14 protein-coding genes are annotated in these 12,767 nt (G+C 66.3%); 11 read left to right on the top strand and 3 right to left on the bottom strand.

Features of this window, described 5'->3' with window-relative positions:
* Positions 1-3: 3 nt before the first annotated feature.
* Both ACFPME_RS03990 and ACFPME_RS03985 read right to left on the bottom strand, forming a co-directional pair.
* Complete coding sequence (locus ACFPME_RS03990; RefSeq protein WP_377302255.1) at positions 4-1,218, bottom strand: ammonium transporter; 1,215 nt, start codon at positions 1,216-1,218, stop codon at positions 4-6.
* Between the two features lie 130 nt (positions 1,219-1,348).
* Entirely contained in the window at positions 1,349-1,687 is a 339-nt protein-coding gene (locus tag ACFPME_RS03985; RefSeq protein ID WP_377302253.1) for a P-II family nitrogen regulator, read from the bottom strand.
* A gap of 235 nt (positions 1,688-1,922) precedes the next feature.
* On the opposite strand from ACFPME_RS03985, the gene ACFPME_RS03980 reads away from it, so the two are divergent.
* The 10 genes from ACFPME_RS03980 to ACFPME_RS03935 all read left to right on the top strand — a co-directional run bounded on the left by ACFPME_RS03980 (position 1,923) and on the right by ACFPME_RS03935 (position 11,116).
* Complete coding sequence (locus ACFPME_RS03980; RefSeq protein WP_377302251.1) at positions 1,923-2,396, top strand: SUF system Fe-S cluster assembly regulator; 474 nt, start codon at positions 1,923-1,925, stop codon at positions 2,394-2,396.
* Between the two features lie 8 nt (positions 2,397-2,404).
* Positions 2,405-3,871 carry a Fe-S cluster assembly protein SufB gene (sufB, locus tag ACFPME_RS03975; RefSeq protein ID WP_377302249.1) on the top strand — a complete coding sequence of 489 codons (1,467 nt, stop codon included), beginning with the start codon at positions 2,405-2,407 and terminating at the stop codon, positions 3,869-3,871.
* Positions 3,872-4,006: 135 nt separating this feature from the next.
* Complete coding sequence (sufC, locus tag ACFPME_RS03970; protein WP_377302247.1) at positions 4,007-4,771, top strand: Fe-S cluster assembly ATPase SufC; 765 nt, start codon at positions 4,007-4,009, stop codon at positions 4,769-4,771.
* The gene (gene sufD / locus ACFPME_RS03965; RefSeq protein WP_377302245.1) at positions 4,768-6,084 is read left to right on the top strand and encodes a Fe-S cluster assembly protein SufD; all 1,317 of its coding nucleotides are present in this window, start codon (positions 4,768-4,770) and stop codon (positions 6,082-6,084) included. Before sufC ends, sufD begins: the two co-directional genes overlap by 4 nt.
* A 110-nt stretch (positions 6,085-6,194) precedes the next feature.
* Positions 6,195-7,439, top strand: a complete 1,245-nt coding sequence (locus ACFPME_RS03960; protein ID WP_377302243.1) for a cysteine desulfurase — start codon at positions 6,195-6,197, stop codon at positions 7,437-7,439.
* Between the two features lie 80 nt (positions 7,440-7,519).
* Positions 7,520-8,434 carry an acyltransferase gene (locus tag ACFPME_RS03955; protein ID WP_377302241.1) on the top strand — a complete coding sequence of 305 codons (915 nt, stop codon included), beginning with the start codon at positions 7,520-7,522 and terminating at the stop codon, positions 8,432-8,434.
* Positions 8,435-8,437: 3 nt separating this feature from the next.
* On the top strand, positions 8,438-9,373 hold the full coding sequence (panE, locus tag ACFPME_RS03950) for a 2-dehydropantoate 2-reductase (RefSeq protein WP_377302239.1): 936 nt from the start codon (positions 8,438-8,440) through the stop codon (positions 9,371-9,373).
* A 59-nt stretch (positions 9,374-9,432) separates the two neighbouring features.
* The gene (locus ACFPME_RS03945) at positions 9,433-9,981 is read left to right on the top strand and encodes a GNAT family N-acetyltransferase (protein WP_377302237.1); all 549 of its coding nucleotides are present in this window, start codon (positions 9,433-9,435) and stop codon (positions 9,979-9,981) included.
* Positions 9,978-10,292: a non-heme iron oxygenase ferredoxin subunit gene (locus tag ACFPME_RS03940; RefSeq protein WP_377302235.1), complete on the top strand. Its 315-nt coding sequence runs from the start codon at positions 9,978-9,980 to the stop codon at positions 10,290-10,292. Before ACFPME_RS03945 ends, ACFPME_RS03940 begins: the two co-directional genes overlap by 4 nt.
* Positions 10,293-10,342: 50 nt before the next feature.
* Positions 10,343-11,116: a CPBP family intramembrane glutamic endopeptidase gene (locus ACFPME_RS03935; protein WP_377302233.1), complete on the top strand. Its 774-nt coding sequence runs from the start codon at positions 10,343-10,345 to the stop codon at positions 11,114-11,116.
* On the opposite strand, the gene ACFPME_RS03930 is transcribed toward ACFPME_RS03935, so the two are convergent.
* Positions 11,090-11,887 carry a MipA/OmpV family protein gene (locus tag ACFPME_RS03930; protein ID WP_377302231.1) on the bottom strand — a complete coding sequence of 266 codons (798 nt, stop codon included), beginning with the start codon at positions 11,885-11,887 and terminating at the stop codon, positions 11,090-11,092. The genes ACFPME_RS03935 and ACFPME_RS03930 overlap by 27 nt on opposite strands.
* Positions 11,888-12,026: 139 nt before the next feature.
* On the opposite strand from ACFPME_RS03930, the gene ACFPME_RS03925 reads away from it, so the two are divergent.
* A complete protein-coding gene (locus ACFPME_RS03925) occupies positions 12,027-12,728 on the top strand; it encodes an MtnX-like HAD-IB family phosphatase (RefSeq protein WP_377302229.1) in 702 nt (233 codons plus the stop codon).
* Positions 12,729-12,767: the final 39 nt, after the last annotated feature.

Here is a 12,767-nt window from a genome sequence, read left to right as displayed (position 1 = left end):
CACTCACGACAGGTTGTAGGCGCGCTCGTCGTGCAGCGCGAGATCCAGTCCGACCTGTTCCTGTTCGTCATCCACGCGCAGGCCCAGTGTGGCATCGATCAGCTTGAGGACGGCCCAGGTCAACCCGGCGCTCCAGACGACGGTGAAGGCCACGCCCCTGGCCTGGATCCACAACTGGCCCAGCGGATGCGCGACGTTGCCGAACCCACCCAGGGCGTGTGCCGCGAACGGGCCGGTCAGCAGCGCGCCCACGATGCCGGCGATGGCGTGCACCCCGAACACGTCGAGGCTGTCGTCATAGCCCAGCCGGCGCTTGAGCCGGGTCGCGCCAAAGAAGCAGATCACGCCGGCCAGCGCACCAAGCAGCAGCGCGCCGCCGGGTCCGATGGTGCCGGCGGCAGGCGTGATGGCGACCAGTCCGGCGACCGCGCCGGAGGCGATGCCGAGCACGCTGGCGCGGCGGTGAACGACCCATTCGATGGCCGTCCACCCCAGTGCCGCCGCAGCCGTGGCGACTTGCGTCACCAGCATCGCCATGCCGGCACTGCCGTTTGCAGCCACCGCCGAGCCCGCGTTGAAGCCGAACCAGCCCAGCCACAACATGCTGGCGCCGATCAGCGTGTAGCCGAGGTTGTGCGGCGGCATCGGTACATGGGGGTAGCCGCGCCGCCTGCCCAGCATCAGGCAGGCGACCAGGCCAGCGATGCCGGCGTTGATGTGCACCACCGTGCCTCCGGCGAAATCGAGCACGCCCAGGTCGCCGAGGAAGGCACCCGGCCCACCCCAGACCATATGCGCCATCGGCAGATAGGCCACGGTGAACCATCCGCCGGTGAAGATCAGCAACGCGGAGAACTTCATGCGCTCGGCCACTGCGCCCACGATCAGGGCCGGCGTGATGATCGCGAAGGTAAGCTGGAACATCGCGAACACGCTTTCGGGCACGTGGCTGTACAGGCTCGCGGGCGTCATGCCCGCGAACATCGCGCGGTCTAGGCCGCCGACAAACGAATGCAGGTTGGTCACGCCCGGCTGCATGCCTTGGGTGCTGAACGCGACGCTGTAGCCAAACAGCATCCACAGCACACTGATCAGTGCGGTGATCGCGAAGCATTGCATCAGCACCGACAGCAAATTCTTGGCGCGCACCATGCCGCCGTAGAACAAGGCCAGGCCCGGGATCGTCATCAACAGCACCAGCATGGTGGCGGTGAGCATCCAGGCTGTGTCGCCGCTGTCGAGCGTGGCCGATGCAACAAGCCCCCGCGCCGTCGCCGGTGACGCCAGGCAGCCCCCGGCGACAACCACGGTGGCTCGCAAGGCAGCGCGACGCCCGTCGATTCCCGTCTCACAACGCATCGGCGTCGACCTCCTGCGTGCGGATACGGATGACCTGATCGAGTCCGCTCACGAAGATCTTGCCGTCGCCGATCTTGCCCGTGCTGGCGGCGACGCTGATTGCCTCGATCGCATGGGCGAGGCGATCGTCGCTTACCGCCACCTCGATCTTCAGCTTGGGCAGAAAGTCGACCACGTACTCGGCGCCGCGATACAGCTCGGTGTGTCCGTGCTGGCGGCCGAAGCCCTTCACTTCGGTGACGGTCATGCCCTGCACACCGGCTTCGGCCAGCGCCTCGCGCACGTCGTCCAGCGTGAACGGCTTGATGATGGCCGTGATCCACTTCATGGCGTGCCCCCGCGGTGAGTCGTACTGCGATGCAGCACGATGCATGCCAGCGAAGAAGCGCGGAGTCCGACCGCGTTTTGCGGGTCGGGCACGCGCATGCGGGCCTGCGCATGCCCGATTTGTGGGCAACAGTTGCGCGACGTTGCCCGATCCTGGTGCAGGGCACCGATTGACCGCGGGGCATCTAATCAGTACCATTTTAGTCCCGATTCAACTGCCAGGCCCGAGCGCACCCATGCTCCGCGTCAGCCGACTGACCGATTACGCCACCGTCGTGATGACTTGCATCGCCGCTCACCCCGCCGACGTACTCAGCACGGTGCAGATCGCCGACGAGACGCACCTGGAATTGCCGACGGTCAGCAAGTTGCTGAAGGCGCTGGGGCATGCTGCGCTGGTGGAGTCGTTCCGCGGCGTCAACGGCGGCTACCGGCTCGCCCGGCCGGCCAGCGAGATTTCGCTGGCCGAAATCGTCGAGGCACTGGAAGGCCCGATCGGCATGACCGAGTGCAGCGTGGCCGAAGGCCAGTGCGATCGCGAATCACAGTGCGGTGTGCGCGGCAGCTGGCAGCGGGTCAACAACGTGCTGGACAGCGCGCTGCGCGCCGTCAGCTTGGCCGAGATGCTCCAGCCGTTGCCGCCTGCAGTATCGAGTCAGGGCCGAAAGATTGCGGTCACCGTCAAAACCGGCGAGGCCACCACGGAATGAATGCAAGCATGACCAACGAAGGCAGCACCGCCACCACGCTTCGCGACAACGCGGACGTGGCCGAGGTTCTTGGCCGTACCTACTCGGCCGGCTTCGTCACCGAGATCGAGATGACCGGCCTGCCGCCGGGCCTGGACGAGGGCACCGTCCGGGCCATCTCCGCCATCAAGCACGAGCCCGAGTGGATGACCGAATGGCGCCTCGACGCCTACCGCCACTGGCTGACGATGCCGAAGCCCGATTGGGCCAAGCTCAACATCGACCCGATCGACTACCAGGCGATCAGCTACTACGCCGCGCCCAAGGCCGGTCCGAAATCGCTGGCCGAGGTCGACCCGGCCCTGCTGGAAACCTACGAGAAGCTGGGCATCCCGTTGCACGAGCGCGCCGCACTGGCCGGCGTGGCGGTGGATGCGGTGTTCGACTCGGTCTCGGTCGGCACCACCTTCCGCAAGCAGCTGGCCGAGGCCGGCGTGCTGTTCTGCTCGATGAGCGAGGCGATCCGCGAATACCCGGACATCGTGCGCAAATACCTCGGCAGCGTGGTGCCGACCGGGGACAACTTCTTCGCCGCTCTGAACTCGGCGGTGTTCTCCGACGGCAGCTTCGTGTTCATCCCGAAGGGCGTGCGCTGCCCGATGGAGCTGAGCACCTATTTCCGCATCAATGCGCAAAACACCGGCCAGTTCGAACGCACCCTGATCGTGGCCGAGGAGGGCAGCCACGTCTCCTACCTCGAAGGCTGCACCGCGCCCAAGCGCGACGAGAACCAGCTGCATGCGGCGGTGGTCGAGCTGGTTGCGCTGGAAAAGGCGCAGATCAAGTACTCCACCGTGCAGAACTGGTACCCCGGCGACGAGAACGGCGTCGGCGGCATCTACAACTTCGTCACCAAGCGCGGCGACTGCCGCGGCGACGATTCCAAGATCAGCTGGACCCAGGTGGAGACCGGCTCGGCGATCACCTGGAAATACCCCAGCGTGGTGCTGCGCGGCGACCGCTCGGTGGGCGAGTTCTACTCGGTGGCGCTGACCCATCACTTCCAGCAGGCCGACACCGGCACCAAGATGATCCACCTCGGCAAATACACCAAGTCGAAGATCGTCTCCAAGGGCATCAGCGCGGGGCGCAGCTCCAACAGCTACCGCGGCCTGGTGAAGATGGAGAAGGGCGCCGAGGGCGCGCGCAACTACACCCAGTGCGACAGCCTGTTGATCGGCAAGAAGTGCGGCGCGCATACCTTCCCGTACATGGAAGTGAAGAACCCCACCGCGATCGTCGAGCACGAGGCCACCACCTCGAAGATCTCCGACGACCAGATGTTCTACTGCCGTTCGCGCGGCATCCCGGAAGAGGATGCCGTGTCGATGATCGTGGACGGCTTCTGCAAGCAGGTTTTCCGCGAGCTGCCGATGGAGTTCGCGGTGGAGGCGAAGAAATTGCTTGAGGTGTCGCTGGAAGGAGCGGTCGGCTGACCTGCGCCAACAACTCACCGAAGAGGCGTCATTCCCGCGAACGCGGGAACCCATTTTGACTTTGTCGCAAGAGTGCCGATGGATGCCTGCGTCCGCGGGAATGACGGCAATCAACGCAGTAAAGGGCACGAAACCATGCTGAAAATCGAAAACCTGCACGCCCGCGTCGAGGGCAGGGAAATCCTCAAGGGGCTCAGCCTCACCGTCAACGCGGGCGAAGTGCACGCGATCATGGGGCCGAACGGGGCGGGCAAGTCCACGCTCGGCAACGTGCTGTCCGGTCGCGACGGCTACGAGGTGACCGCAGGCACCGTGACTTACAACGGCACCGATCTGCTGGCGCTGTCTCCCGAAGCGCGCGCCGCCGCCGGCGTGTTCCTGGCCTTTCAGTACCCGGTGGAGATTCCTGGCGTCAACAACACCTACTTCCTGCGCGCGGCCTTCAATGCGCAGCGCAAGGGCCGTGGAGAAAAGGAACTCGATTCCATGCAGTTCCTCAAGCTGGTGCGCGAGAAGCTCAAGGTGATGCAGATATCCGACGAGCTGTTGCATCGCGCCGTCAACGAAGGCTTCTCCGGCGGCGAAAAGAAACGCAACGAGATCTTCCAGATGGCCGTGCTCGAGCCGAAGCTGGCCATCCTCGACGAAACCGATTCAGGCCTGGACATCGACGCACTCAAGCAGGTCGCGCAGGGCGTCAACACGCTGCGTTCGCCCGAACGCGCGTTCCTGATGATCACCCACTACCAGCGCCTGCTCGATTACGTGGTGCCCGATTTCGTGCATGTGCTGGCCGATGGCCGCATCGTCGAGAGCGGCGACAAATCGCTGGCGTTGAAGCTGGAAGCGCACGGCTACGCCGGCATCGGCAACAGCCACCCTGCGGGAGCGCAGGCATGAACCAGCCGGCATCCCTGCCGTTGGTGGCGGCGTTGCTGGATGCTCCGTTGCCGATCAGCGGCATCGCCTGGCTGGATGCGGCGCGCCAGGAGAATCGCGCGGCGTTCGCTGCTGGCGGCCTGCCTGATGCCCGGGTGGAAGCGTGGAAGTACACCGCACTGCGCGGGCTTGGCCAGCGACGCTTTGCCAGTGGCGATGCCGCGGCGCAGACGCGCGCGGTGGATCCTTCCACACTGGCCATCCCCGGCGTGACCGGTGCGCGGCTGGTCTTCGTCAACGGTGCGTTCCGCGCCGACCTGTCGGTGCTGGATCAACTGCCCGCCGGGCTTTCGTTGCAGCCGTTGTCGCAGGCCTTGCGGGGCGACGCCGAACCGCTGCGTTTCGCATTGTCGTGGCCGGCTGTGGTTGGTCATGTCCGCGATGCCGGCGACGCATTCGCGCAGATCAATGCCGCCTGTGCCAGTGATGGCGTGGTGCTTCGGGTTGCCGCCCGCACCAGGATCGACCTACCGGTGCAGTTGGTGTTTGTCGGCGCCGACGCCGAGCTTGCCTGGCATGCCCGCAACATGATCGAGCTGGGAGAAGGTGCCGAACTGAGCCTGGTCGAACATCACGTGAGCAGCGGCGCACCCTCTCAACTTGCCACGCTGGTGAGTGACATCGAGGTGCGCGATGGCGCGCGGCTGCATCACGTCATGCTGCAGGACACTTCCGCCGGCACCCATCTGGTCCGACGCAGCAGCCTGCACCTGCATGCGCGCGCGCAGGCCACCTTGCACGTGCTCGAACTCGGCGGCGCGCTGGCGCGGCATGACCTGCGCGCCGAACTGATCGGCGATGGCGCGCAGCTGCATACCCGCGGTGTGTTCATGCCGCATGGCCGCCAGCACATCGACACCCAGCTGGCGATAAGGCACCAGGCATTACACACCACTTCCACGTCGCACTGGCGCGGCGTCGCCAACGACCGTGCGCGCGGCGTTTTCCGCGGCGCGATCGTGGTGGTCCCCGGTGCCGACGGCAGCGATGCCAGCCTCAGCAACAAGAATCTGCTGCTGTCAGCGGGCGCCGAGATCGATACCAAGCCCGAGCTCGAGATTTACGCCGACGAGGTGAAGGCCGCACACGGTGCGACCGTCGGTCAGCTCGACGAACGCTCACTGTTCTACCTGCGCTCGCGTGGCATTCCGCTGGTCGAGGCACGCGCGCTGCTCACCGCCGCATTTTGTCGCGCGGTGCTCGACGATCTGCCAAACGAGGCGCTGCGCGAGCATTTGTCGGCGTTGCTGATCGCGCAGCTGCCGGACGCCTGATCCAGCTTCCTGTGGTGCCGGAAGCTGCCGCAAAACTCCTCACCCTTGCGGGGGAGAGGGAAGGGGTGAGGGTTCATTCTCGCGCCGAACCACATCGAAGCGAGCACGCCATGATGAACGCATCACCGACCCCTACCGTCTTCGATATCCAGCGCATCCGCGCGGATTTCCCGCTGCTTACGCGCAGCGTGCATGGAAAGCCGCTGGTGTATCTGGACAACGCCAACACCAGCCAGAAGCCGGTGTCGGTGATCGAGGCGGTGAACACCCACTACCGCGAGCACAACGCGAACGTGGCGCGCGCGGTGCACCAGTTGGGCGAGGAGGCGACCGCCGCCTACGAGGGCGCGCGCGACAAGCTGGCGCGTTTCATCAACGCGACGTCGCGCAGCGAGCTGATCCTGACTTCCGGCACCACCCAGTCGATCAATCTGGTCGCCTACAGCTATGCACTGCCACGACTGAAGCCGGGCGACAGCATCCTCACCACGGTCATGGAGCACCACGCCAACATCGTGCCGTGGCAGCTGGTCGCCGCGCGCAGCGGCGCCACCGTCAAGGCCGCGCCGATCGACGAGCGCGGCGAGCTGATCGTGGAGAAGTACGTCGAGTTGCTGACACCGGAGGTGAAACTGGCCTGTGTCACCCACGTCTCCAACGTGCTCGGCACGGTCAACCCGGTGCGCGAGATTGCACGCGAATGCAGGAAGCGCGGCATTGCACTGCTGGTGGACGGTTCGCAGGCGGTGCCGCACCGGCCGGTCGACGTGCAGGCGCTGGGTTGCGACTTCTATGCGATCACCGGCCACAAGATGCTCGGCCCCACCGGCACCGGTGCGCTGTGGGCCAAGCGCGAACACCTGGAGGCGATGCCGCCGTTCTTCGGTGGCGGCGAGATGATCCGCGAAGTGCGCTTCAGCGGCACCACGTTCGCCGCACCACCGCACAAGTTCGAGGCCGGCACGCCGAACATCGCCGGCTTCGTCGGCCTGGCCGCGGCGATCGACTACTACGAATCGGTGGGCTTCGCAGCGATCCACGCGTGGGAACAGAACCTGCTCGCCTATGCCACCGAGAGGTTGCGCGAGATCCCCGGCCTGCGCATCTTCGGCGAAGCGGCCGAGAGAGAGCCGGTGATTTCGTTCCTGCTGGAAGGCGCCCAAGCCAGCGACATGGCCACCCTGCTCGACCTGCAGGGCATCGCCGTGCGCTCCGGTCATCATTGTGCGCACCCGCTCATGCAGTTCTATGGCGTGCCCGCCACGCTGCGCGCCTCGCTGGCGTTCTACAACACGCGTGAGGAGATCGACGCGTTCATCGTCGCGTTGCTCAAGGTGCGCAAGCTGCTGATGTGAGCCTGGCCCGGAGGAACCGATGGTTCCGCTGTCGCTGGCGGGGCATTATCCTGTCAGCCTCCCCGCCGACCAACGACTTCATGCTCGCCAAGCTCCCCGGCCTGATCCGCATCCCGCTCGCGCTGCTGCTGCTGACGATCAACATCGTGCTGCACGTGGTGCTCTTGTTCGCGTTCACCCTGCTCAAGCTGATTGTGCCGATCCGCGCAGTGCGCCGCGTCTGCTCTCGCGTGCTGGTAGCCATTGCCGAAAGCTGGATCGGGGTCAACAACCGGCTGTTCGACGGTTTCACCCGCATCCGCTGGCAGGTCGACGGGCTCGCCGGTTTGCGGCGCGATGGCAACTACCTGGTGCTGTGCAACCATCAGAGCTGGGTGGACATCCCGGTGCTGCAGAAGGTGTTCAACCGACGCATCCCGTTCCTGCGCTTCTTCCTCAAGCAGCAACTGATCTGGGTGCCGCTGCTGGGGCCGGCCTGGTGGGCGCTCGATTTTCCGTTCATGAAGCGCTACTCGAGGGAAACCCTGCTCAGACACCCCGAGCTGCAGGGCAAGGACAGGGAAGCGACGCGGCTCGCCTGCGAGAAATTCCGCCACATGCCGGTGTCGGTGATGAACTTTGCCGAAGGCACCCGATTCACGCAGGCGAAGCACGATGCGCAGTCTTCACCTTACCGGTATCTGCTGCGGCCCAAGGCTGGCGGACTGGCGTTCGTGCTCGACGCGATGGGCGATGCACTGCATGCGATCCTCGATGTCACCATCGTCTATCCGCAGGGCCCGTGCACGATGATGGATCTGATTGCCGGGCACGTGCACGATATCCGCGTGCATGTGCGCGAGCTCCCGATCGAGGCCGGTTTGACCGGCAGTTACGACGAGGACGCAGCGTTCCGCGGGCGAGTCAAGCTGTGGCTGAATGCGCTGTGGCGCGAAAAGGATGACCAGGCGGCACGCATGCACCAGGCGACAAACCCTGCGCCGGAAGGAGATTGATCCATGCGTGTCCTGATCGTCGGCGCCGGCGCCACCGGTGGCTACTTCGGCGGGCGTCTGCTGCAGCACGGACGCGACGTGACATTCCTGGTGCGCAAACAGCGCGCGGCGCAGCTGGCGCGGCACGGCCTGGTGATCCGCAGCGCGATGGGGGATGTGGATCTGCCAGCGCCGCCCACCGTACTGGCCGCCGATCTGCGCGCGCCGTACGAACTGATCCTGCTGAGCTGCAAGGCGTACGGGCTCGAGCAGGCGATGATCGACATCGCGCCGGCAGTAGGCCCGGATACGACGATCCTGCCGTTGCTCAACGGCATGCGCCAGCTTGATCTGCTGGATGCGCGATTCGGCGCGAACCACGTGCTCGGCGGGCAGTGCGTGATCGCCGCCACGCTGGATGAACAAGGTGGCGTACAGCATCTCAACCAGTCGCACAGCCTCACCTTCGGTGAGCGCACCGGTGAAGCTTCCGGACGCATGCAGCGGATCACATCGACCCTCGCCGACAGCGATTTCGACGCGCGACCCAGTGCCGCGATCCTGCAGGACATGTGGGACAAGTGGATATTCCTGGCCTCGCTGGCCGGCATCACCTGCCTGTTGCGCGGATCGGTAGGCAGCATCGCCGCCGCGCCGGGCGGCAGCGCGGCGGCGCTTGCCCTGCTGGAGGAATGCCGGGCGGTGGCGGCACATTCTGGCCATGCGCCAGGCGAGGCGACACTGCAGCGCGCCCGCCAGGTGCTGACCGAGGCTGGTTCGACCCTGACCGCTTCGATGCTGCGCGATCTGCAGCAAGGCCATGCCATCGAGGCCGATCACGTGATCGGCGACATGCTGGCGCGGGCCGACCCGCAACATGCCGCACCCGCGCTGCTGTCGGTGGTGTACGCCCACCTCAAGATCTACGAGGCAGGCCGGTCGCCCGCTCAGGGAACCTGACGCATCCGCGCCTGCGGCAGATCATGGTGAGCCGGTGCGGGGGCCATTATGATTCGCCCATGAGCACGCAAGACCTTCCTGTATTCCGCGCGGCCGAGGCTGCCGATATTGCGGCCATCGTGGCCCTGGTCGAGTCCGCCTATCGAGGCGAGTCGGGGCTGCGCGGCTGGACCACCGAATCGCACCTGCTCGATGGCCGGCGCACCGACGAAGCCGATGTCGGCGCCTTGATCGGCCGCTCCGGCAGCCGCGTGCTGCTGGCCGAATGCGATGGCCAACTCAAGGCCAGTTGCCATGTCGAGAGGCAGGGCGAGTTCGGCTATTTCGGCATGTTCGCCGTCGACCCGGTCGAGCAGGGCAGCGGGCTGGGTAAACGGGTGCTGGCCGAGGCGGAGCGGATCGCACGCGAGGAATGGCACTGCCGCGGAATGCGCATGACGGTGATCGTGCAGCGCGAAGAGCTGATCGCTTGGTATGGACGCCGCGGCTACCGGCGTACCGGCGAGTACCAGCCGTTCCCGTACGGCGATGAGCGCTTCGGCATCCCGCGCCGCGGCGACCTGCGCTTCGAGGTGCTGCGCAAGGATTTCGATGAGGTGGCGGCATGAACGACTGGATCCGGGTCGGCACCCGCAGCGACTTCCTGCCGGGTGAGTACAAGGTGGTGTGGGACGGAGACACGCCGATCGCGGTGTACAACATCGACGGCGCGCTGTATGCGGTCGAGGACACCTGCACGCATGATGGTGGCGATCTGGCCGGCGGCGAGGTGTTCGGGTTCGAAGTCGAGTGTCCTCGTCACGGTGCGCGTTTCGACCTGCGCACCGGCGCAGTGACCAGGCCTCCGGCGTACGAGCCGATCGCGAGCTTTCCCGTCCGTGAGGATGATGGCGCGATCTGGACCCGTGACGATCGCTGATGTCCTGCGCGACCCCGGAGCTTGCCGACGATGACAGGGCAGGGGCAGCCGTGAAGAACCGTTGGCGGGCGGTGTTCGCATTCGTCGTGGTGTGGCTGCTGTACCAGTCGGCCGAAGGCGTGGGCGGGCGCTGGTTGCACAGTTACCCGGTGCAGGCCGGCCTGATGCTCGCGTGCGTGCTGGTGGCCTGGCCGCTGTCGTGCTGGCTCGGCTACCGCGGTTATGGCGCGTACGCGCTGACCCGTCGTCATGGCTGGCGGACATGGTTGCCGGCCGGCTTGTTACTGGCCGTGGCGGCGAAGTTTGCCGCGGTAAGGCTTGGCCTGGCATGGGACGCTTATGCGCCGGACCCGCAAGCGGGCGCCGGCGGCGCGACAAGCCTGCTGTCCGCGCTGCCGTTGCTGCTGCTCTCCACCTTCGTGGCATCGTTGGCAGAGGATATTCTGACCCGCGGCTTCTGGTATCGCGCCGCCGGTTTGCACTGGCGCAGCGGCGCACTGTTCGTGCTGGCATCGAGCACGATCTACGTGCTCAACCACGTCTACCGTCTCGTCGATGGCCCGCTGGAGTGGCTCACGCTGTTCTGTTTCGGGCTGGCTTATGCCGCCGCGCTGTGGCGCAGTGGCAGCCTGTGGGCGGCGGTTGGCCTGCACTGGGGCTGGAACCTGGGCAACGGATTGGTCGATGCCACGATGCCCGTGACGGTGGTGGACGCGCGGGTGGCTCCCGCTCTGTCCATCGGCGCGCACCTGCTGATGCTGCTGGTGGTGCTGGCCTTGCCGAAGCTGCGCGCGGGCTCACAGGTGGTAGACGAACGCCAGTGACTCCGACAGCTGGGTGTGCGAGCCGTAGCGAGTGACCAGCGGGCTGTCGGCGGCATCGCCGAGCAGGCGACCGTAGACCAGCACCAGCGCCACGCCGGTGTGCCTGCTGGTGGGCACGAACAGGTCGTACTCCAGCGACGCCAGCTGGCTGCCGGCGCCGGGTTGCCACGTCGGCACCGACAGCGCGCGCGCGGCCTGCGGGTTGATGCCGAAGAAGCGGTTCATCGCCGACGCATTCATGGCCTGCCAGCGCAGCGCGACGGCCTGTTCCAGCAGGCCGACCGCAGGCAGGTCCCATTCGGCATACAGCGCGAGATAGGCGCCGGCGCCATTGATGTCGTGGGCGAGATTGCCGCCCACGTCGACCTCCGGGGCGAGCTGCCATTCCAGGTAGCCGCCCAGGTTGATGCGCGGCGGCAGCGAGGCGATCTTTCCACGCAGGCTGCCGAGGTCGTCGCCCGAACGCCCCCACTGGTAATCGCCATGGATGCCGCCATGCCACGCGTCGCCACGGATGAGGTCGACCTGCAGTCCGTCCAGCGTGGAGAAACTGCCGCGACCGGGCAGTTCGATGTCGAGGTAGGGCACCGGCTCGCTGTGCTGGTTCTTTGCGCCAGGCCAGCTGGGCATGCGCTGCATGCCGGCGCCGATGGCCAGCACGGTCGGGTCGGTTGCCGCGATGCTGCCCAGCGGCCATAGCAGGCATGCCGCCAGCAGCAGCCGAAGTCGCGGCAGGCGGGATTGCGTCGGGATGGAACCGTGGTAGCGCATGGAGCAGCAGCATAGGCGCTGCGGAGGCGCTTCGGCAGCCGCCACGGCGCGTGTACTCAGCATCCGTTCGGAAAGGGGAAAGGGCACCGAAAGACAGGCTCCCTACGCTGCGCCCTATCGTCATTCGAGCGTGCCATCGATGCCCGTTTCCGGCTGGACCATCCTGTGCGATTTCGACGGCACCATTTCCGTCGAGGACGTGATCGACTCGCTGCTCGACCGTTTCGGCCGCCCCGGCTGGGAAGTGCTGGAACAGGACTGGCGCGCCGGCCGCATCGGTTCGCGCGAATGCATGGCCGGGCAGGTCGACCTGTTGCAGATGAGCCGCGCGGAACTCGATGCACATCTGGCCGAGGTATGGATCGACCACGCGTTTCCGGGCTTCGTGGCGAAGGCGCGCGAGTTGAGCGTGCCGATCCGCGTGGTCAGCGATGGTCTCGACTACGCGATCCACCGGATTCTCGCCCGCCATGGCCTGGATGACCTGCCGCTGGCGGCGAACCACCTGGCGCCCGCCACGCCGCCGAAGCAATGGCAGTTGACCTCGCCGTTCCAGGCCGATGGTTGCCGCAGCGGTACCTGCAAGTGCGCTTGCGTGGCCCAGGCCCGCGCGGGCGGCGCAAAGACTCTGCTGATCGGCGATGGCGCGTCGGATTTCTGCGCCGCCGACCGCGTCGACTTCGTGTTTGCCAAGCATCGCCTGATCGAGCATTGCCGCGCCGCCGGCATTCCCTACGTGCCGATCACCGGTTTCGAGGACGCGCTCGAGTTCCTGCCGCAGCTGCTCGACGGCAGCCTGTTCGACCGTCCCCCCGTGCCTGCGCTGGCGACGTCGGCCTGACCGGCGCCGGCCTGCGCGATCCCTCTCCTCCGACTCCGG

Source organism: Rhodanobacter umsongensis (genome assembly GCF_042654965.1).
GTDB classification, from domain to species: Bacteria; Pseudomonadota; Gammaproteobacteria; order Xanthomonadales; family Rhodanobacteraceae; genus Rhodanobacter; species Rhodanobacter umsongensis.
This window is presented reverse-complemented; position numbering and strand designations above follow the sequence as displayed.

Excerpts from the sequence above, each read along its gene's own strand:
- ACFPME_RS03940 (WP_377302235.1), top strand. The coding sequence starts at position 9,978 with ATGAACGACTGGATCCGGGTCGGCACCCGCAGCGACTTCCTGCCGGGT.
- ACFPME_RS03985 (WP_377302253.1), bottom strand. The coding sequence starts at position 1,687 with ATGAAGTGGATCACGGCCATCATCAAGCCGTTCACGCTGGACGACGTG.
- sufB (WP_377302249.1), top strand. The coding sequence starts at position 2,405 with ATGACCAACGAAGGCAGCACCGCCACCACGCTTCGCGACAACGCGGAC.
- ACFPME_RS03945 (WP_377302237.1), top strand. The coding sequence starts at position 9,433 with ATGAGCACGCAAGACCTTCCTGTATTCCGCGCGGCCGAGGCTGCCGAT.
- ACFPME_RS03930 (WP_377302231.1), bottom strand. The coding sequence starts at position 11,887 with ATGCGCTACCACGGTTCCATCCCGACGCAATCCCGCCTGCCGCGACTT.
- ACFPME_RS03925 (WP_377302229.1), top strand. The coding sequence starts at position 12,027 with ATGCCCGTTTCCGGCTGGACCATCCTGTGCGATTTCGACGGCACCATT.
- ACFPME_RS03955 (WP_377302241.1), top strand. The coding sequence starts at position 7,520 with ATGCTCGCCAAGCTCCCCGGCCTGATCCGCATCCCGCTCGCGCTGCTG.
- sufD (WP_377302245.1), top strand. The coding sequence starts at position 4,768 with ATGAACCAGCCGGCATCCCTGCCGTTGGTGGCGGCGTTGCTGGATGCT.
- sufC (WP_377302247.1), top strand. The coding sequence starts at position 4,007 with ATGCTGAAAATCGAAAACCTGCACGCCCGCGTCGAGGGCAGGGAAATC.
- ACFPME_RS03980 (WP_377302251.1), top strand. The coding sequence starts at position 1,923 with ATGCTCCGCGTCAGCCGACTGACCGATTACGCCACCGTCGTGATGACT.
- ACFPME_RS03960 (WP_377302243.1), top strand. The coding sequence starts at position 6,195 with ATGATGAACGCATCACCGACCCCTACCGTCTTCGATATCCAGCGCATC.
- panE (WP_377302239.1), top strand. The coding sequence starts at position 8,438 with ATGCGTGTCCTGATCGTCGGCGCCGGCGCCACCGGTGGCTACTTCGGC.
- ACFPME_RS03990 (WP_377302255.1), bottom strand. The coding sequence starts at position 1,218 with ATGCTCACCGCCACCATGCTGGTGCTGTTGATGACGATCCCGGGCCTG.